The 24,125-nt window shown below is 50.5% G+C and carries 13 protein-coding genes; 4 read left to right on the forward strand and 9 right to left on the reverse strand.

What is annotated here, in order from left to right; genetic code table 11:
* Window positions 1-5: 5 nt before the first annotated feature.
* Both ACSHX2_RS09425 and ACSHX2_RS09430 read right to left on the reverse strand, forming a co-directional pair.
* Window positions 6-737 (reverse strand): type III pantothenate kinase, encoded by a 732-nt coding sequence (locus ACSHX2_RS09425; RefSeq protein ID WP_435692689.1) that lies wholly within the window; start codon window positions 735-737, stop codon window positions 6-8.
* 149 nt (window positions 738-886) lie between these two features.
* Window positions 887-2,395: an ammonium transporter gene (locus tag ACSHX2_RS09430; protein WP_435692690.1), complete on the reverse strand. Its 1,509-nt coding sequence runs from the start codon at window positions 2,393-2,395 to the stop codon at window positions 887-889.
* Between the two features lie 116 nt (window positions 2,396-2,511).
* Here ACSHX2_RS09430 and ACSHX2_RS09435 point away from each other — a divergent pair, with 116 nt between their 5' ends.
* A complete protein-coding gene (locus tag ACSHX2_RS09435; RefSeq protein ID WP_435692691.1) occupies window positions 2,512-3,852 on the forward strand; it encodes an ammonium transporter in 1,341 nt (446 codons plus the stop codon).
* Between the two features lie 151 nt (window positions 3,853-4,003).
* Entirely contained in the window at window positions 4,004-4,771 is a 768-nt protein-coding gene (locus tag ACSHX2_RS09440; RefSeq protein WP_435692692.1) for a hypothetical protein, read from the forward strand.
* Between the two features lie 121 nt (window positions 4,772-4,892).
* Here ACSHX2_RS09440 and lpxA read toward each other — a convergent pair whose 3' ends face one another.
* From lpxA to ACSHX2_RS09475, 7 genes are all read right to left on the reverse strand, one after another.
* Window positions 4,893-5,660, reverse strand: coding sequence for an acyl-ACP--UDP-N-acetylglucosamine O-acyltransferase (gene lpxA / locus ACSHX2_RS09445; protein ID WP_435692693.1), 768 nt, complete (start codon window positions 5,658-5,660; stop codon window positions 4,893-4,895).
* 13 nt (window positions 5,661-5,673) lie between these two features.
* A complete protein-coding gene (gene radC / locus ACSHX2_RS09450) occupies window positions 5,674-6,372 on the reverse strand; it encodes a RadC family protein (RefSeq protein WP_435692694.1) in 699 nt (232 codons plus the stop codon).
* 4 nt (window positions 6,373-6,376) lie between these two features.
* Window positions 6,377-6,862, reverse strand: a complete 486-nt coding sequence (ispF, locus tag ACSHX2_RS09455; protein WP_435692695.1) for a 2-C-methyl-D-erythritol 2,4-cyclodiphosphate synthase — start codon at window positions 6,860-6,862, stop codon at window positions 6,377-6,379.
* 15 nt (window positions 6,863-6,877) lie between these two features.
* Complete coding sequence (locus ACSHX2_RS09460) at window positions 6,878-7,558, reverse strand: metal-dependent hydrolase (protein ID WP_435692696.1); 681 nt, start codon at window positions 7,556-7,558, stop codon at window positions 6,878-6,880.
* Window positions 7,559-7,653: 95 nt separating this feature from the next.
* Complete coding sequence (locus ACSHX2_RS09465) at window positions 7,654-8,463, reverse strand: FKBP-type peptidyl-prolyl cis-trans isomerase N-terminal domain-containing protein (protein WP_435692697.1); 810 nt, start codon at window positions 8,461-8,463, stop codon at window positions 7,654-7,656.
* Window positions 8,464-8,563: 100 nt separating this feature from the next.
* Window positions 8,564-9,919, reverse strand: coding sequence for an MBL fold metallo-hydrolase (locus ACSHX2_RS09470; RefSeq protein ID WP_435692698.1), 1,356 nt, complete (start codon window positions 9,917-9,919; stop codon window positions 8,564-8,566).
* Window positions 9,920-11,157: 1,238 nt separating this feature from the next.
* Window positions 11,158-11,475, reverse strand: coding sequence for a hypothetical protein (locus tag ACSHX2_RS09475; protein ID WP_435692699.1), 318 nt, complete (start codon window positions 11,473-11,475; stop codon window positions 11,158-11,160).
* Here ACSHX2_RS09475 and ACSHX2_RS09480 point away from each other — a divergent pair.
* On the forward strand, window positions 11,440-22,917 hold the full coding sequence (locus ACSHX2_RS09480; RefSeq protein ID WP_435692700.1) for an Ig-like domain-containing protein: 11,478 nt from the start codon (window positions 11,440-11,442) through the stop codon (window positions 22,915-22,917). The two genes, ACSHX2_RS09475 and ACSHX2_RS09480, sit on opposite strands and share 36 nt — an antisense overlap.
* Complete coding sequence (locus ACSHX2_RS09485; RefSeq protein WP_435692701.1) at window positions 22,914-23,993, forward strand: hypothetical protein; 1,080 nt, start codon at window positions 22,914-22,916, stop codon at window positions 23,991-23,993. Before ACSHX2_RS09480 ends, ACSHX2_RS09485 begins: the two co-directional genes overlap by 4 nt.
* Window positions 23,994-24,125 lie beyond the last annotated feature (132 nt).

Raw genomic sequence — 24,125 nt, forward strand, 5'->3', positions numbered from 1 at the left:
TGGATTTAAAATTGAAGGGTGGCGGCAATGCGGATGCCTTCTAGAGTGAGAGTGGGGGAGACGTGGTGAATCTCTGGTAGCCCGCGCGCAATCAGCGCAGCATCACCTCCAGTCGCGACGACGGTAGGTGTGGCCTGCATTTCCTCGCTGAGTTTGTGGATGATTTCTTTGATCAGACCGCGGTAGCCAAAGACAGCACCGGCGAGCATGGCCTCGGTAGTTGATTTTCCGATTGCGCGCTCCGGCTCACTAAGTTCGATTCGAGGTAAGAGGGCTGTACGCTTGGCTAGGTTTTGAGTCATTGAGGCTAGACCTGGGGCGATAACTCCACCTAGGTAGCTATTATTCGGGCCAATGGCATCGAATGTAACTGCTGTGCCAAAGTCGATAACGATGGCGGGTGAAGAAAAGAGAGCTTGAACTCCTATTGCATTAGCCAGTCTATCGGCACCGATTTGAGCTGGATTAGGGTAATCTATTTCGATGCCTAAAATGCTATTCGAGGTGAGTTGGTGAAATGGATAGTTAGCAAAGTAGCTAGCCATTATGAGAGCCTTATCAGGTACGACGGAGCAAAGGACTACTGCATCAAAGGAAATGCCGGAGAGCGCTGAGTCGAGCGAGAGATTAGATATCTCAGCTGTGGGGATGATCGCCACCGTCTGACCGAGTTGCTCAGGGGTGCCTAGCGCGAACTTGGTTCGGGTGTTTGAGTTGTCGATCAATAGGTACTGCATTCTCTGTTGGCTCTAATTGCAGCACTGGATTGCCATGAGACTATGGCTTGAACAAGGGAAAAGAAGGGAGGGTGGTTATCTTAGACAAGAAAAAGGGAGAGACCGAAGCCTCTCCCTTACACTATCACAATATAGTACTTTTAGAAATATTAGTTAGCAGAGTCGTTGTATGCTGGAACACCGTGCTCAGCTACGTCGAGGCCTTCGTGTTCTTCTTGTTCGTCAACACGCACACCCATGATGAGCTTGATGATGAAGAATACGATGAAGGAGAATGTGAATGCGAACGCTGCGATGGAGAGTGTTCCTAGGAGCTGAACTCCGAATGGAGCACCTGCTTCAGGAAGGCAGAGGAATGGGAGACCTACTGCGAGTGTTCCCCAGATGCCAACTACACCGTGTACGGAGATGGCTCCTACTGGATCGTCAATCTTGAGTTTATCGAAGAACATCACTGCGAGTACTACTAACACACCACCGATCGCACCAGCGATGCTAGATCCGAGAAGTGAGAGTTGGTCAGCACCTGCTGTAATACCTACGAGACCAGCGAGGACACCGTTGATTGCCATGGATAGGTCAGGCTTCTTGAGGATGATCCATGAGATGAGGATCGCAGCAAGACCGCCAGATGCAGCACCGAATGAAGTAGTAACTGCTACGTATGAGATGCTAGCTGGGTCTGCAGAGAGAACAGAGCCACAGTTGAATCCGAACCAACCGAACCAGAGGAGGAGTCCGCCAATGTTGGCTAGTGGAAGGTTAGATGGAAGGATTGGTCTGACGCCAGACTTGGTGAACTTGCCGGTACGTGGTCCGAGGATGAGTACACATGCAAGAGCTGCAAAACCACCGAAGGCGTGAACTACTGAAGAGCCAGCAAAGTCGTAGAAGCCCTTCTGGTCGAGCCAGCCTTCACCCCACTTCCAACCACCAGTGATTGGGTATGCGAAGCCTACAAGGAGTACTGCGAAGATCATGAATGATCCAAGCTTTACGCGCTCTGCAACTGCACCAGAAACGATTGTTGCTGCTGTTGCTGCGAACATTGCCTGGAAGATGAAGTCCGCCCAGCCTGTCTGACAGAGTGCGGTGCCGCCGTAGGAAAGGTCGTTTCCTTCATTGCCTGACATGGAGAGTGCAGAGCCGAATGCGAAGACGTTATCAATGCTCCAGTTACCGAGAGGGTACATTGCATTGAAGCCCCATACAGCGTACAGGAGAAGACCTGAGCAGATGATGAAGATGTTCTTGAAGAGGATGTTTACTGTGTTCTTGCGCTGACACATGCCAGATTCGATGGAGGCGAATCCGAGGTGCATGATGAATACAAGGAAGGCACAGATGAGTGTCCAAACTGTAGATAGTGCGAAAAACGGCTGATCGAGATAACGATCGAAGTAGCCTTCAGCTGCTGAGATCTGTGTTTCAGTAAGGCCTTCATTGCCGTTAAATTGCATGTATTTGTATACTTCTTTACCAACGATGTCTACAGAGCCTTCGCTGTAGTCATCGTGTTCGGAATCGAGCATTTCAACAGTAACCTGATTTTCTTCAGCTATTGGATCGAAACCATCAGCAGAAGCCGTCGTAAATGCACATAGCGAGAGTATCGCTGCGAGCATCATCTTGAGTAGTGTCTTATTAGTAGTTTTCATCAACTTAGTTTAGTGTGAACATAGTTCGCTTAGCATTCTTTGTGCCAACTCGGTGATGACTCGAAATAAAATTTTTCATAATGAATTTGTTTCATTAGTTTGCTAGGTGGTACCTCATGCATTCAAACGCTACACGAACGAAAACGGCGCTGTCAGCAGCGGTACTATTATTAACGAGTTCCTCATTTTTATTTGGGCAGGAGACTGAAGTGGTTACCCTTGATACAGGGGATACTGCTTGGATGTTGACATCAACTTTATTGGTTTTGTTGATGTGTCTTCCGGGCTTGGCATTGTTCTATGGCGGCTTGGTGCGAAGTAAGAATGTGCTGAGTATTTTTGTTCAGTGTTTTGCTATGGCTGGCATTATGTCTCTGTTGTGGGTGGTCTTTGGTTATGCTGTGGCTGCGGGTGAAGGTGGTAATGCCTACTTTGGTTGGGATTCTTCTTTGGTTTTTCTGAGCCACATGAAGGAAGGGCTACTAAGTGGGACTATACCAGAGTCGGTGTGGGTGACATTTCAGATGACGTTTATTATTATTAGCCCAGCTATAATAGTAGGGGCTTTTGCTGAGCGTATGAAATTCTCAGCGATTCTGATATTCACTCTCATATGGACAGTACTATCTTATCTACCAATGTGGCACATGGTGTGGGGTGGCGGACTTTTCCACGGCGGGGAAGAGGGTAACTGGTTAATGGGAGCTCATGAGCATGCTCTAGATTTTGCCGGTGGTAACGTAGTACACATCAATGCAGGGGTTGCAGGACTCATTGCTTGTATCATGGTTGGGAAGCGCAAGGGATTTCCTGGGCCAGTATTTGTGCCGCACAATGTTCCTTTCGTTTTGATAGGTGCTGCATTGCTTTGGGTTGGCTGGTTTGGTTTTAATGCTGGATCTGCTGGTGCTGCGAATGGTTCCGCAGGCATGGCTATGCTAACTACTCAGATAGCAGCGGCTGCTGCCTTAGTTGTTTGGATGGTTCTTGAATGGGTCATATCTAAAAAGCCGACCGCAGTAGGCGTGGCAACGGGGGCTGTTGCTGGTTTGGTGGCGATCACACCCGCTGCAGGTTCTACTGATGTGCCTGGAGCGTTGGCTATTGGGGCTATTTCATCTCTGGTTTGTTATTTCGCCGCTACCAAGCTTAAGCATGTGCTCGGCTATGATGATAGCTTGGATGTGTTTGGCGTGCATGGCATGGGTGGAATTGTTGGGGCTCTTCTGACAGGCGTGTTCATTCGTGAAGGTTATGGAGTGGACGGAGGTTTTGCTCAGTTCTGGGTTCAGGCGAAGAGTGTCATCGTCACTGGTGTTTGGAGTGCTCTTGCTGCATTTGTTGGTCTCGTTGTAGCGAAGGTCCTCTGTGGTGGTCTTCGCGTTGATACGGATGTCGAGCATCAAGGGCTTGATCTTAATGATCACGGGGAAGAAGCTTATGGCTCTGATAGCTAGGTTGGTCATTTGTAAGTATTTATTAGTTAGTGAGTCTTAAGAGTTCATCCAGAATCTATTGGTGCGTCTCCCTTCTGAGCTGTTTCTTATGTGACAAAAAAGTCATTTTTTTGTTTTACCTTAGTGTTGAATGTGCTACCTAACGGTCGTTATGAATAACAAAACTACATTATCCCTACTCAGTGGTGCCCTTCTTTCTGGCGCTGCTTTCGCAGGTCCTGTTGTTGTAGATGTCGTAGAAGTTGAGCCTTCTTTTGAAGGTGAGATCTACGCAGGCTACTCATCGGACTACATCTTCCGTGGTGCATACTTCGGTGATGACCTTGTTGATGCTGGCATTAATCTTTCCAAGTCCGCTTGGGGTGTGGATTTCGCTACTGGCGCATGGTACGGTTCTTACGATAACGGTACAACTAACCAAGCTGAAGACGAACTTGACCTCTTCTTCGAGATGAGCAAAGACTTCGGTTTCGCACGTTTTACTACTGGTTATATCTGGTACAATACTGACAACGGTCACGGTACTTCTACTGACGTAGCTGAAGTTTACCTTGGTGTTAGCAAAGACTTCTGTTGGGGAATTAACTCCAGCCTTACTTACTTCTTCGACGCATCTGGTGTACTTTCCAGCGATGAAGGTGACAACAATGGTTACACTGAGCTCGTTCTCGGCAAAGAAGATCTCTTCTTTGAAGGCGTTGATCTCACTAACACACTTGGTTACCTCGCAGAAAAAGGTAAGCTTAACCAAAACACAACAACAGTCTCTTACGATCTCGACATCTCAGAGAATGCAACACTCACTCCGTACCTCGCGTACAGCTGGGAGCTAAGTGGCCTCGATACTCACGGCCCACTTGCACCTAGTGATGAGAAAAACCGTTTCTACGGTGGTCTCTCCCTTTCTGTTAGCTTCTAATTTGAGTTAATCAGATACTATTTTATAACGGGCGAAGTTTTCGAACTTCGCCCGTTTTTTATACAAAGAAAAGCCACAGAAAATCTGTGGCTTTGTTTTTAGGGGGGTGAATAGCGTCTGTTTACATCATGATGCCTTTACGAGATGGGTTCTTAGCTGCATCTAAGAGTAGTTGGGTCTCAGGTGACCAATTCGTTTCACTAGCTTGACGTAGAGCTTCGGTCATGCCTAGACCGCTTTTAAAGAGGAGATTGTAGACTGACTTTATTTCTTTACGTTGATCCGCGTTGAATCCGGCTCGTCGTAGACCAATGACATTGAGGCCGGCCAAATGGTTTTGTCCGTGTGCCATGCAGTAGGGAGGGATATCTTTGGTGATTGCAGCATTGCCTTGGCAGATAGCGTAGTCGCCAATTTTTATGAATTGATGAAAGCCTGCACCACCTCCGAGGAAACAGTTGCTGCCGATGTTAATATGGCCAGCGATAAGGACACTGTTCGCTAGGTTGTTGTTAGATCCAACATGTACATCGTGCGCTAAGTGACTATTGATCATTAGCATATTGTTGTCAGCAAGAGTAGTTAGGCCCCCTTCGCTAGTGCTACGGTGAATGGTAACGTGTTCACGGATGGTGTTTCCTTTGCCGATCTGCACGCCGGATTTTATAGATTTATCAAAAGATACATCTTGAGGTGTACCGCCTATGTGTGAGCCGAAACCAACAAAGTTGTTTTCATCGAGTGTTGTTAGACCTGTAAGCCACACATGAGGATCGATAGTGCAGTTGTCTCCAATGGACACATCTGCATCGATTATTGAAAATGCGCCAATGGATACGTTACTCCCGATTTCAGCATCGGGATGGATAATCGCGGTAGGGTGGATCATAGTGTAGGTAATGTTAGATGAAAAAGCCGTGTTCTCGAAATGAGTAGTACGGGTCTCGCTGGGGGGTGGGAGCTCCAATGATTACGTGGTCAACAAAACGTAACTGCATGAGTTCGGCTGCATCGTGAATGGTTTGTGTCATTCGTTTATCTGCTTCGCTAGGGCTGGGGTCACCACTCGGGTGGTTGTGAATGAGGATGAAGCCATAGGATTGGTGGAGTAGGGCGTAGTGGAGAACATCTCGTGGATGGCAGATGCTTTCAGTGAGCGAGCCGTGAGAGAGTTCTATGGTTCGCTCGTGCTTTAGTCTGGAATCAACGAGCAATAGAAATACTTTTTCACAGCTCTGATGCAATAGCATGGGGCGCATGAGTGTGTAGATTTCTTCAGGTGAGGCGACTGAGGCCTTGTTCATTTCCTCTTTTGCAGAGCGGAGGCCAAGTTCGAACGCTGCAGCAATCTGTGCAGCCTTTGCAGGGCCAACTCCGTGTTGTTTGGCTATTTCTTTAATGTCGGCTCTGCCGAGTGCGCGGAGGCTACCATGTGTTTCTAGTAACTCTTGAGCCACTTCGATGGCGCTCTTCCCGGTAACGCCAACTCTTAAAAAAATAGCTATGAGCTCAGCATTGCTTAGCGTCTGAGGCCCCCATTTTATGAGTTTTTCTCGGGGGCGTTCCTCTTCTGGCAAGTCATTGATGCGGAGCTGAGACATAGAATTAACTCTTCTGGATAATAAGACAGCATGTAGCCATGGCTGCTATACCTTCATTACGTCCAACAAAGCCCATTGTTTCGTTAGTAGTCGCTTTGATTCCAATGTCCTCTGGTTCGAGATTCAGGGCATTAGCTATATTGGCTTTCATCTCTGAAAGGTGTGGTAGAATTTTTGGAGCTTCGGCAACGAGAGCTGAGTCTACGTTTTGAAGGTCAGCCCCTTTTTCGTCTGCGAGCTCTTTGCATTTCTTTAGAATATCCAAGGAGCAAATGCCCTCAATAGAGTCGTCATGCGGTGGGAAATAGTAGCCAATGTCAGGTAGGCCTAGTGCCCCCAGGATAGCATCTGCTATGGCGTGGCAAAGCACGTCTGCGTCTGAGTGGCCGAGTAGGCCGACGCTGTGTGGAATATCAACTCCACCGAGAATACATTTGCGGCCTTCAGCGAATTGGTGGACATCGTAGCCGATGCCTGTACGGATTTTCATGATAATAATTAAATGTTAGAGAGAGACTGTCTGTCCAATCTGAAGAAGGGTTAGCTCTATGGATTTACTAGCGAAATGTTCGATCGCAGCACTGTGATCGATTTCTATGTATGGGAATGTATCGAAGTGGGTGCCTAATACTTTATTTACTCCAATCCAATTGGCGCAGATTGCGGCATCTTCGTAACCCATAGTAAAGTTGTCACCGACACAGAGCACTGCCCAGTCGAGCTTGTGGAACTCACCGAGTAGTTTCATGTCGTAAGTGAGCGCTGTATCACCAGAGAAGTAGAAGTTTCCTTCATCTGATTCGATGACAAAGCCGCCAGGGTTTCCACCATAGCTGCCGTCTGGTAGTACAGAGGAATGGACCGCGTTGACGAATTTGACTTTGCCAAATGGAAGGGTGACCGAGCCACCGTGATTGAGTGGATGAGCGTTCTTGAGCCCTTTTTCTCCGAACCAACAAACGATTTCGTAGTTAGATATGAGGGTGGCGCCGGTGCGTTTGAGAATTGCTTCAGCGTCAGCTACGTGGTCTTCGTGACCGTGAGAAACTAGGACATAATCGGCCTCGATATTATCAATATTTATGTCGTCCGCTTTCGGGTTTGGGCTAATGAATGGGTCAAACAAAATCTTAGAGCCATTGATCTCTACAGAGAAACAAGAGTGTCCGTAAAAGGTTACGTTCATAGTCGTAAATATGCGCTGGTATGATTTTTTTAGAAGCAAAAAAGCGCAGCTTGTGAGGCTGCGCTTTGAAGATTGTTAGAGAAGTCTACTAGAGCTTACTGGCCAGGATGGCCTTGTGGCATAGCGCCAGCAGGAAGTTGGAAAGGCATGCCTCCTTGTGGCATTTCACGCTTACCGATGTCCTTAAGCTCGAGTTCAAAAATGAGTGTGGAGTTAGGTGCTAGAACTGGTCCCATGCGGCGCTCACCGTAACCGAGCTTAGATGGGATGAATAGTTTCCACTTAGCGCCAATAGGCATTGTCTTGAGTGCTTCTCCGAAGCCTGGAACAACTTGGAGAGTAAGGTCGGCAGGCTCGCCTTCAGGAGATGCATCAAATTCTGTGCCGTCGATGAGTGTGCCTTTGTAGTTCACTGTGAACTCGGACTGCATGTCTACACCGTTCGGTGCGTCAGCTGGAGCCTCGTATTTCTTGTCACCACCTTTGTCGAGAATGATGTACTGGAGGCCGCTATCTGTTGTGATGACGCCTTCCTTCTTTTTATTTTCAGCAAGGAATGCTTCTTCCTTTTTCAAGTTTTCTTCGCCGAGCTTCTTGTCGCGCTCTTGAATCTTCACTTGAAGAGCTTGCATGACTGCTGTGATTTCGTCTTGGCTGACCTTAGGTTCTTCATTCGTGAGGCCACTTATAAAGCCTTCATAGAAGCTGTCTTTGTCAAAGTCGCTAGCAACAAGGCCGGCATTTGCGAGTTGTGCTGCACTCTGGTAGCCGAAGAAGTAGGAAGAATCTGTGCGAACTGTTTCAGCTGAGAGTTCAGGTGTACCTGCCTCTGCAGCCTTATCTTGAGCAAAAGAGCTTGCAGAGAATGCAAGGCCAAGAGCAGCGATAGTTAGTTGTTTTTTCATGAATTTTTCAGATCTAAAGCACGAAAGCTTTAGTAGTTGGTTTTATAGACCGTGTAGCATAAGCGCTAAGGCCGAAGAACTTTGTTTAAAATGTGAGAAATTACAATGAATACTTCTTACCTGGTATAGGTATGACGCATTCTGTTTCTGGAAGACGACTTGTGATTTGTTGCTGGAACCATTCACTTGCTGCCAGATCACCATGGACTAGGAACACTTGTTTCGGTGTGAGCTTGAGTATGTAGTCGAGAATGGCATCACGAGTGGCGTGACCAGAGAAATCAAAAACCTCTACTGGGCAATTAAGTACGACTGCGGGCTGTTCTTTCGAGAGCTTGACGGTGTCACCTAACTTAGTTTGGCGAATAACTCCACCTGGTGATGCCGGGTCGGCGTACCCGACAAAGAGTAGGCTATTCTTAGGATTAGAAATGAAGGTCTGAGCAAAAATGTTGGAAGTGGTTTTCTCAGACATCATACCGCTGGAAAGGCAGAAAATAGCGCCAGGGCGATAAGTGATAGGGGCACCTTTGTGCTTTTTCGAACCCGTTTGCAGGTCCATGTCTTCCAGGATTTTAAAGTCAGGGACTTTACGGCTGGTAGAGTCTGATAGATCATCGAAGATCATCGTCATTTTTGTGCTGAGGCCGCCCATGTAAACTGGGGTTTTATCAGGGAGCTGGCCGCTCAGCTTAAATTTCTGAATCATCGTCAGGACTTCTTGTGTTTTACCGATGGCGAAAACAGGAATGAGTGCTGAGCCTCCGCGTTCAAGTGTGTCTAAGATAGCATCTAGAAGTTTTTGTTCTTCTCTGTCGCGGTCATAGTCAGCTTTACGAGGGGCGGCGCCGCGGGTCGTTTCTACAATTAATGCATCAACGTGTTCCTCGGGGAATTTAGCGCCGGTGATTAGAGTCTGGTCTTCAAATTGGATATCGCCTGTGTAGAAAATACGCTTTTCATCAGATTCAATCATCACTCCAGCAGAGCCAAGAATATGGCCAGCATCATAGAAGGTGAGTTCAGTGTCGCGGTTGATTTTCCAACTTTCTTCGTACTTTTGTGGCTCCCAGCGGGTGGCTAGTCGGTCTAGCTCACGGTGCCCGTAGAGTGGATACTCAGTGATGCCAAATTCGAGACGCTTGTGTTGCATCACATTCACTGAATTATGAAGTAATGCTTTTGCTAAGTCAGCTGTGGCTTGAGTGAGGTAAAGTGGGGCATCTTGCTGGTCGCGCATGAGTACAGGAATCGTTCCCGTATGATCGAGGTGCGCATGACTGAGGACTATAGCATCTACGCTGGAAGGTGGTATCTCGTGGTGAGCTGGGAGAGCCTGAAGGCCTTCTTCTTTTGGGTGCATGCCAGAATCTAACACGATAGTGCTGTCGCTGGTTTCGATGAGGTAGCAGTTGGCGCCGATCTCGTTTTTGCGTGCTAGATTTTGGAAAAACATAATAAGTGTGGCTGAGTCTCTGAGACTAGTGGGGGAAAAGCGAGGGGTTTTTCAGGGATTTTGATGGTAAATGATCAGATGATTGAGCGTATGTTAATACGCTTCTTGATTCTTTTTATAATTCTGATAGATTTTGGAGCATGGCTATATCGAAATTATTAGTAGGCGCGTGCGCTGCAGCTTTTGCCCTAGCTGCAAGCTCTTGTTGTAATACTGTGAGTAATGACTGTGGGAAAAATGCAAATGCATGGGGAGGCGAAACAGATTGTTCAGAAAATTGTAAAGTCTGGCCACATATCCAAGATCACGCGGAATATGGCAACCCTTGCCAACCCGAGTAATTAGCGTGCCCTCCAACGTTTTTTTGAGCCTCTCAGCGAAAGTTGAGAGGCTTTTCTATTAATAGGTTCGAGGAGAAAATACTTCTATAAACCACAAAGGCTTCCAGATTAACTGGAAGCCTTTTTAACAAATGGTGCTCGAGGGGGGAATCGAACCCCCACGGCCTTAACGGCCACTAGATCCTTAGTTTGAGGCTGTGATTTAAAAGTATTGTTACATAGTTTCGGCAAGCAGTTGAAGTCGCTGGTGTCGACCCTAGTCTAACGCTGGAGGAATTGAGTTGAAACTGGGAGAGCGTCCTTTTTGCCTAGTTGATAACTGGAGTCAGTGGAGAAAATAAAAGATTTCCGGAGGAAACTTTGGTGATTCTGAATTTTTTTTCACAAGGAGGCGTTCGTTGGAGGCTTGGTTATTAAAGTACACGCAGAAATTACTGGTTATGTAGGCTTATTTCAATACCTTGAGCAAAGTAAGACGGAGGTGTCGTTAAAGCTTCGTTAGATGAGTGAGTCTTCCTTCGGGTCTAGGCCTCTGAGTTCCCCCTAATTCCCGCCCAGAAAAGCCGCCTACCCTCTATTTATATGTATTTACCCAATGTCTCTTGGTTTGTTTTCGCTTGTGCACTCATTTCCTTCTGGTCGGGGGGCTCTGCTCAGGCTCAGCAAAGTATCCACGTTGAGGGGTCGCCTCCTGCGGGTCGCCAGGCAAAGCTAGAGACGATGGTGAGGACTACTATACAAGGTATCGGCATTAAACGGACTCTCACTAACGTCGTGCTGACAGATCCTGGATCGGGATATGCGCAAAACCAGCAACCGATAGAAGTTTTACAGATAGGCATTTCTTCAAGTGTTTTGGACGATCCAGCGACTCTTACTGCGGTTTTTTCCCAGAGTTCAGTCTCCGACGTTATCAATGATTTCAAAGGTCAGGGCTATTCTGATTATCTCACTTTGGTAATCCCTCCACCCCGTCAGAATGATCTGGCTGCCGCGTTTGCTTCTAATGCTGATGTCATCGAGCTGGATAAAGGAGTGTATTTCGAGAATAAGGTGCTGGATTTTGATGTCACTATACGAGGCAAAGGAATGGGCGTGACGTTTATTTCCGGTGGGCTTCTGGATTCGGTCTTTAAAATTAATCCCGGTGTCTCGGTGGTGCTGGAGGATCTCACGATCATGGATGGACTGGCCCCCAAGGGTGGAGGAATCCACAATGATGGTGGGAATCTACTACTGATCAACTGTGAGATCAAAGATAGCCGCGCCTATGGATTTGGTGGAGAAGGTGGCGGTATTTTCAACAGTGGGCCTGCTCGCTTGAGCATGTTCGACTGTAAGGTTCATGACAACGCGGCGGAGAACAGTGGCGGCGGTATTAGCAACAGTGGTATCGATAGCAGTCTTCTTACGCTTGGGCCCGAGGGTTCGGAAACTGCTGCCGAGACTCTGAGTACTTTCTTTTCTGGTTTGCAGAGTATGGAGCCGCCGACCTCGACCAATCCGGAAGAAGCGACCGCTGAGATCGAGGCTGGAATTAAAGATTTGATGGGGGACTTCTTGGACTCGGCAGGAACTGAAGAGGGTGGGGTGCAGCCCTTGTTTGAATCGTTGGGCGACGATCCCTTCGCGGCCGGCGAGGGATGGTCTGGAGGTGGCATGCCCTCTGCCGTGATTGAGGGTTGTCAAATCTACAACAACCGGGTGGGTAAGGGGGCAGCTGGCTCGGCGACCCTGCTTCGGGGCGTGCCGGTGCCGGTGGTGGTGGGGCAAGACTGTAGCCCGTTGGGTTGTATCCCGATTCTTGGAGGAATTCGACTGACTGATTTGAGCCCTGCAGATTTCCGCTTCGCTGGTTTTGGTGGTGGGATTCACAATGACCTGGGGCTTGTCTCGATCAAAGATTGCACGATTACGGACAACGAAGTGGACACGCATTTGGGTTCATCCGGTGGTGGACTAAGCTCCTTTTTGGGGGCGGTAAAGGTCGTCAATTCAAAGCTGAATTCGAACCGTGCTTACTCGACAACCGTTCTGGCGAATGGGGGAGGCGTTCACAGTTTCGCGAGCTTGATGAGTCTGGAGGATTGTGAAGTGGACGCTAACACCGCGAAGGTGGGTGTCATCTTGTCCAGCGGTGCCGGGCTCAAGAGCACTGGAGTGAGCTTTGTGAGCTTGACCCGTTCCAGTGTGAGCGGAAACGAGGTTGGTGGTGAGGGCGGAGGAATCGCCAATGATTATTTAGCGACTCTTCATCTCGATGGCGTCTCCGTTGAAGACAACACCGCAGAAGGTTTCAGTGTGGCCGGTGGCGGCATTCGTAATAATAATGGAGGAGTAGCGCAGATCGAAAATTCGACGATATCTGGCAACTCTGTCACTGGAAACGCGAGGGGTGGTGGTGTCTACAACCAATGCACGCCGTTCGTCAGTGACCCGGAGCACCCCGAGATCACGCGGTTTGAATCCAGCAGGGTCACTTTGCGTAATTCGACAATCTCCAATAACCTAGCGATCGGCTTGGCCTTCGATTTCGAGGTGCCAGTCTATGGCGCGGGAATTTATAATGCCAGTGATAACCTGGGCGTCGCGGAGCTGAATATTTACAGCTGCACTGTTTTTCAAAATCGGGTGAGCGAAGGACTCAATGGTGCTCGCAATGGAGGTGGGCTTTACAATACGGGTGTGGCGATCAAGCCGGGTGGCGTGATCCCGCCGGGTGAAGCTATTGTTAATTCGGCGAACAACTTCTTTGCTGCGAATTTTGCTCCGGGCCTTGTCGAGGACTTCGAGACAGATCCACCCAGTAATGTGGAGAACGTGTTTGCAGTGATGAATCGATTCGGTGACGACCTCACTATCGAAATAAATCCAGGGTTGGCGCCGCTCGCATTCAATGGCGGGCCAACGAGGACACATGCCTTGCTCCCGGGATCGCCCGCGTTGGACGCTGGTGACCCAGATCTAAATTTGGGCGAAGAAAAGTCGCCGAGCAGCGATCAACGTGGCGCTGATAGAAGACTCGCTGGTCTCAGGGACATTGGTGCTTCGGAAAGTATCCCGCCGATTGGGTCTTCGGAAGAGTATGAGCTGCTTGAGGATACCGTTCTCGCGATCGAGGCTCCGGGAGTGCTTTTAAATGACTTCGGCGATAGCCAAGTCGCGCAGATAGTGAGTGATCCTTCCAATGGATCTGTGGACCTTCTACCGGATGGCAGCTTTCGTTATACTCCCGCTTTGGACTTCATCGGCACGGACTCGTTTGTTTATCGCGGGGTCGATTTATTTGGGCGGGAAGGAGAATCGACTACGGTGACCCTAAGGGTGAATCCAAAACTGGAACTGGCAGCCACGATTCCTGCTGTCAATGATTCACTGATTTCTTCGAGCCGCGTGATTCGGCTGACCTTCGACGAGGCTGTGAGCGCTGAGGGCGTGGCCGCAAATCTTGTCCTCGTAGGTTCGATGAACGGACCTTTGTCGTTTGTAGTGACCTCACTCGACACTCAAAATCTGGAGGTCACGGTGGATCGTGACTTCAGTCCTGGGGAAAGTGTGCGGCTTACTTTGATGGGAGATCTGAGAAGTGTTGCCGGTTCACCTTGGGAATCTGCATTGACTTTGGCCTTTTATGTTTCGCCGGACAAGTCGGATGGAACCTTCGTCTTTGGAGGTCCTTTGACCGGAACCCAAGTGGGTGATCGCGTTTTTGTAGATGTTGACGGTGATGGTGACGTGGACGTGGTCGGTGAGAACGCGGAGAATTCTTTGTGGCTGAACGAGAGTGGTCTTACCCCGGTGAGTTCAGGTCAGATTCTTGGAGCACTTCGGAGCTGGGGCGCAGCGGTGATGGGCGAGGCAGTCGCGACGGGTGATCTCAATGGCGATGGCTTTACTGACGTGGTCATCGTCAACAATGCAAGCGGAGTTCAGGGCAGCATCTGGTTGAACGATGGCGCGGGTCTCTTCGCTCGAGATGGGGTGGCTTCTTCGCAAATCGGCGACAGAGCTACGGATGTGGCAGTGGGTGATCTGAATAATGATGGTCACCTTGATCTCTTTATGACGACTAGCTTGAGTTCCACAAATGGGAGTCGGGTGCATTTGAATGACGGCAGTGGTGGATTCGAGGAAGTAGTTTTGGTTGGGGTTGATCCTGAACAGATCGACACGGTGGGGGATCGATTTAACTCAAGTGCCGTCGCGCTCGCGGACTTCAATGGTGACGGCCAACTGGATGCTTACATTGCCAATAGTGGTGAGGGAGAAGCGGATCAGGTTTTCTTGAACGACGGCTTCGGATACTTTACTTTCAATGGTCAAGCTCTGGGCACGGCGGCTGGAACGGCAGTGGCGGTGGGAGATGTGAATGGTGATGGATTTGTTGATGCTGTAGTGGCCAATAGTGGTGGCGACGCGCAAGTGTGGATAAATGATGGGACGGGGCAGTTTGCTCTAGGTGCCAGTTTGGCCGATGATTCCCAAGGGGTGGTTGTTGTCGATGTGGATGCGGATGGCGATCTCGACCTCGTCACTGACAATCAGCTTTGGGGCAATGATGGTGGCAACGGTACGTTCGTCCCTGTTCTGGCTGTGGGCGATGGCAGTGCTGTGGTGTCTGCCGGCGATATCGAGAACGATGGCGACATCGACCTTCTTTTCGCAAGTGGCGAGGCGTGGCTGAATGTTACCATACCGGTTACTCAGGATCACGCGTTCACAGTTGTAGAAGACGAGACGCTTACGATTACTACTGCGAATGGACTGTTCGTGAGTTCTAGCGAACTCAATGGATACGCTGCATCAGCGCAACTTGTCATTGCCGAGCACCGAGGCACCTACACTGAACTTCGCTCGCAATTCCCAGAATTGGATTTCTTCGCAGGGCTCGGATACGAAGGAAGCTACCCGAATGGAAACTTCGTCTACCGCGAAACTCTCACCACGCAGTACGGCACGTTGGCAGTCAACCCGGACGGAAGCTTCGTCTACACGCCGGAAGCAGATTTTTTCGGAACAGATTCATTCACCTATATCATTTACGATGGGCCGGTTCCATCTAGTGAATCGGTGGTGACGATCAATGTCACCCCCACCCTGGATCCTCCAATAGGAAAAGCAGACGTCTACAACTACCTCTTCACAAATGGCACTGGGCAAGTGTTTACCGACAGGTCCGCTGAATTTGGGGTGTTGGCGAATGACAGTGATCCTGACGGGGGAAGTCTGACTGCCACGTTGCTGACGCAGCCAGCGAACGGAACGGTGACAATGGCACCCGATGGGTCGTTTGTCTTTTATGCCAGTGCAGGGTTCGAAAATGTCGATGAGTTTACCTACGCGGTGTCGAATTCGCTATCAACGACGGGGCCGATTCTTGTGCAATTAGGGAAATTTCCGATTGAGGGGGTGACTGATTACTACGCGGTCGTGCCCGGAGAAGGCATCACGATTCCAGCGGGGGAGGGAGTCCTTAGTAATGACAGCAACCCAAACACCGGATTCTACGCAGGGTCTATCACGAGGGCCTATGTCAGTTCCGGACCCAGTCATGGAAGCCTCTCCTTCTCTTCCGATGGTTCATTTACCTACACCCCGGATGTCGATTATCTTGGCACGGACTCGTTTACCTATCGTGTCGCGAGTGCGCTCGGCTCGATCATCATCGAGAGTGCTGGGCCGTTTCGCGTGAAACTGGGCAATACCCCGCCTGTTGCGGTCGATGATCTTGGGCCCTATCTCGTTTTCCCCGGTGCGCCTCTGGTAGTGAATGCGGCCGAGGGTGTGATCCCAAATGACAGTGATCCGGACGGTGATCCCAATTTAAGTGCAACACTCGTATCTGGTCCTGCGAATGGCAGCATCGATCTCGACCCCGATGGTGGCTTCACTTACAGCCCCACAAGCGGCTTCAGCGGCGACGATTCCTTCACTTACACTGCGAGCGACGGAGTTGCTGATTCCAACGTGGCGACGGTATCCCTGCAATCGGTCGATCGGCTCCGGGTGCTTTCGATTTCACCTGAACAAAATGACACCAATGCCGCGGCGAACTCGAATATTCAGCTGGTCTTCAGCGCCAACTTGGATGCGGATTCTCTAGAGGGGAGTCTCACGATTCATGGGTCTCAGTCGGGCTTACATCCATTCAGCCTAAACGTCTCCGATGCCACAATCACGCTCAATCCTACCGTAGATTTTTTCCCCGGAGAGATCGTGACGGTGAGTGCGGCGGCGGGAATTCAGAACTCGGGAAACCTTTTGTTGCAGACGGGTTACGTCACCCAATTTCAGGTAGAGGTTCTGCGGGGCGGCGCAAATTTTGTCCGCGTGGAGCCCAGTGCAGCCCCACCTGGAGGAAGTGACGTCGCGCTGGGCGACCTTGATGGTGACGGACTACCGGACGCACTCATCGTGCAACGTTACAAGTTTCCGATTGTCATGATCAACAATGGGGATCGGACTTTCACCGAGCACACCGAGACTTTAGGATTTGATAGCGCAGCCGGGCCTATAAATCCGCAAAAATCGATTCTCGCGGATTTTGATGGTGATGGCAGCCTTGATACCTTCTACCAGGGCCAAGTAGAGGGGGAGTACGCAACGGCAGTCAGGTTTCATGTTGCGATCAACAACGGCAGTGGGCGGTTTACTGACATCAAGACGATCCCGTATGAACTTTTGGACTTTGTTGATGCGGGAGACTTTGATGGTGATGGTGACATTGACTTGTTAGGTGTGAATGCTCCGGAAGCCTGGATCTGGCGTAACGATGGCTCTGCCAATTTCACTTATGATCCCTTAACCCGTGTCAGGTTCGGCTCGCGCTCCTTCGCGGGGGATAGCGCTGTCGGCGATCTGGATAATGATGGCGATCTCGACGTTTACGTGACCAATTCTAACGGCGGAGCACTGCTCATCAATGACGGCACAGGACAGTTTACCGGGGTGACTAGTGGCGTGGATCTCGGAAGAGGTGAAAATTTAGCACTTGGCGATTTCAATGAAGACGGATTTCTTGACGCTTCTGTGGTTAAAAATTACTCGAACGGTTGGCAGCGCAACTGGTTCAATGATGGTACCGGCCAGTTTCTCCGGGGTGCCCAGGCGTTGAAGCCTGCCGAGGCCATCGAGATTTTGGGCTTGGCGGTGGGAGATCTCAACGGCGACGGAAGCCTTGATCTATGGCAGGGTATTTATATCAACTCTTCCGAGCGCTCAGGCGGGAATGCGGTCTGGTTTAATCAGGGTGACGGGCGAATGGATATCCAGCAGCCCATCTTTGGCAGCTCGATCGGAAAGGCTGCGTCTTTGGCAGATTTGGACCAAGATGGTGATCTCGACGTTTTCGTCCTTAGCTCGGTGGCAGAGGTATGGTTCAATGAGTCACCGCCGAGAGCGCGTGATGACTACTATACAGGTTCTGCACGCAGCGATTCAGCTCCAGGTGTGCTCACGAATGATTCGACAGGAGATGGCGTTGGGTTGACCGCTGAGATTCACTCGGCGCCAGGGCACGGCAGCGTTACTTTGAACCCCGACGGTTCATTTACTTATACTCCGGATGGCACTTTTGCTGGGGCGGACGTTTTCACCTATGTCGCGAAAGATAGCCTCGCTGAGTCTGGCATTGCCCGAGTGAAAATAGGAAACACCGCTCCTTCGGCCTTGGACGATCAATTTGCCGTTCAGTTGGACGAGGTTTTGGAGGTGCTCGCACCAGGGGTGACTTCCAATGATACAGACCCTGAAGGTGATCCTTTGTTTGCCGTGTTAGTTTCTTCGACGGCATTCGGTTTACTTGAGCTCAATGATGATGGCTCCTTTGTCTACACGCCCAACTCTGGATACACCGGCCCAGACAGCTTTAGCTATCGGGTGTCTGATGGTTTGACTGAATCTGCTACCACAACGATCGTCTCAATCAATGTGGGAACCGAACTGCAAGTGTTGGCCACGACTCCAGCTGCCAATTCCACGACGATGGGATTGTCCGATCAGTTGACCATTCGATTCAACGGGCCAATTGATCCAGCCACCATTGCAGGCAATGTGAGTCTCGTCGGTGACGAGCAAGGCGAATTCAGCTTCACGACCACGAACTCAGATCAGACTCTCACGCTCATCCCAGACGATTCCTTTTTTCCGGGCGAGGGGATCACGCTCACTCTGTCCTCCGGTCTGAGAGGAGCTTTGGATGAGTCATTCCTTCAGCCGCTTGTTTTCCAGTTCGTGGTAGAGGCACCCACCGGAGAAGGAGTCTTCACCGATAGTCTGCAGCGCCTCGGCGATGGTATTGAGCGCAGCGCTCCAGCCGCGTTCGGTGATTTTAACGACGATGGCCATGTCGATGTCTTGATCACAAAGTTTGCTAAAATTATGAACGGGGCCTTGGAACCCAGCATCTCCCGAATTTGGTTCAATGATGGATTAGGGATGTTCACTGACAGCGGTCAGGAAATTAGTGGTCGGGATAGTGGCGGCCCGCCTATTGACTCCAATCCGGGCCGCCCATCTTTGGGCGATGTTGATAGCGATGGTGATCTGGATTTTGTCTTGAGGAACGGCGAGATCTGGCTCAATGACGGCAATGGCGTCTTTCGTGTGAGTGACAGCCTGATGCCTGAAGTCAGCAGGAGTATCGAGGCGCGCCTGATCGATCTCGATGGCGATGGTGATCTGGACTACGTGAATGTGCTCTCTGCTGGCATGGCCATCGCGATCAATGACGGGGCAGGAATCTTCACGAATGATCCAACAAAGGTCGCCGATTTGGATTTTGTCGGTGTGCTCTTTAAAGGTGCCACCTTTGGTGATGTCAACGGCGATAATACAATCGACATCGTCGTGCGAATTGACCAATCAGCCTTCCGTGTTTGGCTAAACGACGGAACTGGAAGCTTCCACGATAGCAATGCTGCTTTCGGCAACGGCAGATTGAGTGGACCGCTTGAATTGGGCGATCTCGATGGCGACGGCGATCTCGATCTGTTTGCGGCTAGCTATGTTGGTATCTTCGCAACAGTCGGTGAGGGGTTTGTTTTCTTCAATGACGGGAATGGCTTCTTTACCGACAGTGGCCAGATCTACCCTGACATTTTACGGTTTCGTGATCTTGAACTTGCCGACTTCGATGGCGACGGCGATCTGGACGCACTCGTGAACCAATGGGGAACCGAAGACGAGAGCGCGATTCTCGAAAACGACGGCAGTGGCATATTCACCAAAACTACCACCGTATTTGGCGATTTTGGCCCGAGCGGCAGTGGGGGCGCAAATTTCCGCTCCGACATTGTGGTTGCTGATGTCAACGGTGATGCCGCGTTGGATCTCTTGATTCTCGCCCTTAACGAACCTGATCAGATTTGGGTGAACGGAAGCGTGCTCGCTCCTGTCGTCAGTTTACCAAACCTCACGGTTTCTGATAAAGACAGCCCTCAGCCATTTGGCACGAACCTCATACGAGGTGGCGGGACGAATGCGGTTTCGCTCTCGGTTACGATCGATGATCCGGCCGTCGGCGATTTCACGGCCGCATCGCTGAGCTCTGCCGGATTCACCGGCCCAGCGGCTGGTCCTTACACCTCGTCTGCTCCGTCTGGAGCTTTGGCGCAGGCTGCCCTTCGCATGCTGGTCTTCGATTCCGTCGAAAATCGTGTTTCTCCCGGTGTTGCCGAGGTGGTCACATTGACGATCGAAGCGACCGCCGGCACGGTGACACGCACCTCGGACATGACGATGACGATCATCTCAACGAACGATGCTCCAAGCGGCGGAGCCGATGGCGGTGTCGGATTTACAACCTCTAAAGGGGTGCCATTCACGACAGGTGATGTCTTGGTCAATGACACTGATCTTGATCCACTCGATATCCTAACAATCGTTGATGTGAATCCTAGCCGAGCACTCGGAGAGTTGACTCATCTGGGCAACGGAACATTTTCCTACGACCCCAGTAACAGCTTCGTCGCGCTACCAGTGGGGCTGTCCGCAACTGATCTGTTTATTTATACGCTCGAAGACGCGTATGGTGCTCAGACGACTGCCGAAGTCGCCATCACGATTACTGGGAGCAATACCCTGCCTTTGGCAATGAACGACGCTCTGAGTATCGACGAAAGCCCAAGCGCGCTGGTTATTGTCAACTCAATGTTAGCCAACGATCAGGATGCTGACACTGGCGATCGAGTGGGACTCATCGTAAACTCTGTCGATGGAACAGGAACCTCTGGCACCGTGCAGCGCCACGTCGATGGCTCCGTCACCTATCTTACTGGTATAAACCTTGCGCCCGGAGTTATAGCTAACGATACGTTTCAATATACAGTCATTGATGTCCATGGCGGTGTCTCCGCTCCTGCAGAAGTGACGCTTGTGATCACGGGGCAAGCCGATGCACCCGTCGCGGTTGCTGACAGCTTAAGCGTCGACGAAAATGCGGATGCTGTGGACATCACTGCGCTCGTTCTTGGAAATGATACTGATCCTGATTTAGGCCAGGCAGCGACACTTGTAATCTCCGCAACCGATAGCACACTGACCAAGGGTCGAGTGTTAGTGAGCGGCGGAACCTTGACTTACGATCCTGATTTTCAATTCGATTCCTTGCCTGTCGGCAGCTCCACCACGGACTCGCTGGATTACATCATTACTGATGTCGATGGACTTACTTCACGAGCATCGGTAACGGTGACAATCAATGGAGCCAACGACGCTCCTTTTGTTGTCCGAGATTTCCCTTCAGTCGTGGAACGCAGTGCTGCGGTTGATCTTACCGACATGTTGTTGGCTAATGACATCGATCAGGATACCGGCGAGGCTACGCAGCTCAAGATCGTCTCCATCGATGACACTGGTGCCAGTGGCTCCGTCACTTTTTCTGCTGGGCGGGTGACTTACGCACCCGGGTCGAGCGTAAATGTTAACCTCGGTCAGATCGGAACCGATACCTTCCTCTACACCATCGAAGATCCGCACGGTCTCACCGAGCAAGGGCAGGTTACCGTGTCGATCACCTACTCAAATGATCCGCCAGTTATCATTAGCGACGGCGGCGGCGTCACTGCCAGCGTGAGTGTGCCAGAAAATCAAACAGCTGTCACCACCGTCACGGCGACGGATAGCGACATCCCCGCGCAAACTCTGACGTTCTCGATCACGGGCGGCGCCGATAAGGCTCAGTTCGATATCGACAGCACCACAGGAGAACTAACCTTCTTTTCGGCTCCGGACTTTGAATCAGCAGCCGACGCAGGTACCGACAATATCTACAACGTACAAGTCACCGTAACAGACGATGGTGAAGGTAATTTGGCCGTTGCCCAAGACATTGCCGTGACCGTGATCAACATTAATGAATCGCCCCAATTCACATTGGTAGATCTTAATCCATCAGAGACCGAAGATTCCGTGGCCAGCCCGAGCTTGGCGACGATCAATAACTTCGCCGTTGAAATCCAGCCTGGCCCTAATTTGGCGGTCAATGAAAGCGGGCAGGCGCTGATCTTCAATGTTACGGTGTTAAACACGACTGGAGACGTAACATTTGAAGTTGCTCCCACCATTAATCCCAACACAGGGGACCTGACATTCAGAACCGCTCCAAACACAAATGGTGCCGCGACGATTCATGTCACGCTAAGCGATGACGGAGGCACCGATAACGGCGGCTCTGATACTTCGAGCCCGCATGAATTCATACTTCACGTCACTCCGGTTAACGACATCCCGACCCTTGTCCCTCCTGGCCTCGATGATCAAGTGATCCTCGTCGGAGGCTCGGTCACGCTTCCGTTGCTTTCGAATTTCAATGATTTGGACGGCGACACCTTGGCTTATTCTGTGACGGTCAACACCGCCGCCTCGAAAGCTAGTGCGGTTATCAGTGGAACCGACCTAATTATCTCCGGCTTAAGTTCCGGCGTCACAGAAATCACCATCGTCGCCGTTGATGGCGCACCAGGTAGTTCGCCTGCAGTGGATACTTTTGAGGTCGCAGTAGGTACACTTGAGCCCACCGCCACCATGCCTTCGACTCCTCCAGGTGGATTCCAAGTGTCTCCTCAAACCGGCCTTTTCGACATCACTATTCCTGTTGAAAACACCACTTCTTTTGCTATCAACGGCTTCCGATTGTATGTAGACTATCGCGCCTATCTCGCGGGCTTCCCTAGTTTGCGTCTATACAACAGTACTAGCGGTGCCGCTAGTAATCCGGCATATATCGACTTCCCTTATCCTGTCGCCGTAGGCGATACAGTGAACGTTCGGCTCAGCTTTTACACAAGTACCCGGACCTTCCCTAATCCCTTCGTTCCAATTCTCACCGTTGAAAAACTTGCAACCTTCGTCACCGGTAGCCCTCTTCCTGGCGGACTTGACTTTGTGGCTGCGACTATTCGTCAGAATACCACCGGTGAAATCCTCTTAGAATGGCCTTCCTCTATCGGCCGTTGGTATCGCATCTACTACAGCGAAGACCTTACCAACTGGATTTCAAGTGCTACTCCGATCCTAGCAGGTACAAACCAAACGCAGTGGCGAGATAGCGGTGCGCCATTCACCCAAAAAACTCCCGGAAGTATACGCTTCTATATGGTCACCGAAATACCGGCTTCTTTAGTTGAACCATCTAACTCCAATATTTTGATACCATGAATGCTCGTATTTCTCTTTTAACCCTCGCTTCTCTAGCCGTCATCACCGCCCCGGCCAGTGCGGGTGTTGAGGGAGATGTCTTTGTAGTTACTGAAAAATCAGGAACTCCATCCAAGTGGCGTATCGGCGTTGGTTATGCTCCCCTTTTTGGGCTCAAGACTAAGTTCACCGGGCTCGGAAAATTCGCCAGTTCTTCTACTCTGGAACCCCTCGGCGGCGGGGTCGATTATAATTACGACGACGGCTTCGTTCACCTCGATTCCTCCGGGAACATCGGCAACCAGACGTGGAACTGGGGCTACACGAATAACTCCCAGTATAATACAGCCAGCGGGGGATCCATCACCATGTCGCAATCAAATAGCCTTGCTAATGGCCGTGCCGAAGAACGCGACGATGCAATGACTGGCCTTGAACTACAGGTTTACTATGACATGGGTAGCGTTAATCTACTTGAATTTGGAGGGACTCCCGCACGTTGGGGGTTCCGTGGCGGCATCCATTACGCTAACATTAACATAGAGAATCGCGATGGCATTACCTCGGATATCAACGTCCTCACTGACCACTTCAATCTCAATGGCGTGATCGCTCCGCTGGCGCCCTTCGCCGGCTCCTTCGCCGGTCCTGGCCCGCTCATCAGTGATTCCCCGACTCGCACATCGACTAACACCGGCACGGCTTTTATAGCAGGTAACCGTGAACTGGAGGTCGACCTCACCACGTTCAACTTTGGCGGCTATCTTGAAATCCCGGTTTCTTCGAAGTTCGGAATGACACTTGAAGGTGGAGTCAGCGTCGCTGTGGCATCTGGTAGCTACTCCTTCGTTTCGGTCACTACCGTCCCCGGTCTCGGAACACAGACCTCCACTGGCCGTGACTCCTCAACCAAGATGCTTTACGGCCTTTACCTCGGTGTGGGTACCACCTATCAGATCGATCCTAGTTGGGCCGTTCAAATGTCCGGTCGTTATCAGTTTATGGAGGACTTTGACGTGGGAGCGAACGGTTCTAAAGCCTACCTCAATTTCGATTCAGCCTTTCTCCTCTCTACTGGCGTCATCTACTCTTTCTGATTCACAAATCTTAGCCTCGGCTGCACTCAGGTTAGATATGCCAACCCGAGTAATCAGCGTGCTCTCCAACGTTTTTTGAGCCTCTCAGCGAAAGTTGAGAGGCTTTTTTATTGGAATGTTCGAGGGTGAAAG

The sequence above is a fragment of the Rubritalea sp. genome (genome assembly GCF_051252225.1).
GTDB lineage: Bacteria > Verrucomicrobiota > Verrucomicrobiia > Verrucomicrobiales > Akkermansiaceae > Rubritalea.

Coding starts and splice junctions, on each gene's coding strand:
- ACSHX2_RS09425 (WP_435692689.1), bottom strand. CDS start 737: ATGCAGTACCTATTGATCGACAACTCAAACACCCGAACCAAGTTCGCG.
- ACSHX2_RS09430 (WP_435692690.1), bottom strand. CDS start 2,395: ATGAAAACTACTAATAAGACACTACTCAAGATGATGCTCGCAGCGATA.
- ACSHX2_RS09435 (WP_435692691.1), top strand. CDS start 2,512: ATGCATTCAAACGCTACACGAACGAAAACGGCGCTGTCAGCAGCGGTA.
- ACSHX2_RS09440 (WP_435692692.1), top strand. CDS start 4,004: ATGAATAACAAAACTACATTATCCCTACTCAGTGGTGCCCTTCTTTCT.
- lpxA (WP_435692693.1), bottom strand. CDS start 5,660: ATGATCCACCCTACCGCGATTATCCATCCCGATGCTGAAATCGGGAGT.
- radC (WP_435692694.1), bottom strand. CDS start 6,372: ATGTCTCAGCTCCGCATCAATGACTTGCCAGAAGAGGAACGCCCCCGA.
- ispF (WP_435692695.1), bottom strand. CDS start 6,862: ATGAAAATCCGTACAGGCATCGGCTACGATGTCCACCAATTCGCTGAA.
- ACSHX2_RS09460 (WP_435692696.1), bottom strand. CDS start 7,558: ATGAACGTAACCTTTTACGGACACTCTTGTTTCTCTGTAGAGATCAAT.
- ACSHX2_RS09465 (WP_435692697.1), bottom strand. CDS start 8,463: ATGAAAAAACAACTAACTATCGCTGCTCTTGGCCTTGCATTCTCTGCA.
- ACSHX2_RS09470 (WP_435692698.1), bottom strand. CDS start 9,919: ATGTTTTTCCAAAATCTAGCACGCAAAAACGAGATCGGCGCCAACTGC.
- ACSHX2_RS09480 (WP_435692700.1), top strand. CDS start 11,440: ATGGATGGACTGGCCCCCAAGGGTGGAGGAATCCACAATGATGGTGGG.
- ACSHX2_RS09485 (WP_435692701.1), top strand. CDS start 22,914: ATGAATGCTCGTATTTCTCTTTTAACCCTCGCTTCTCTAGCCGTCATC.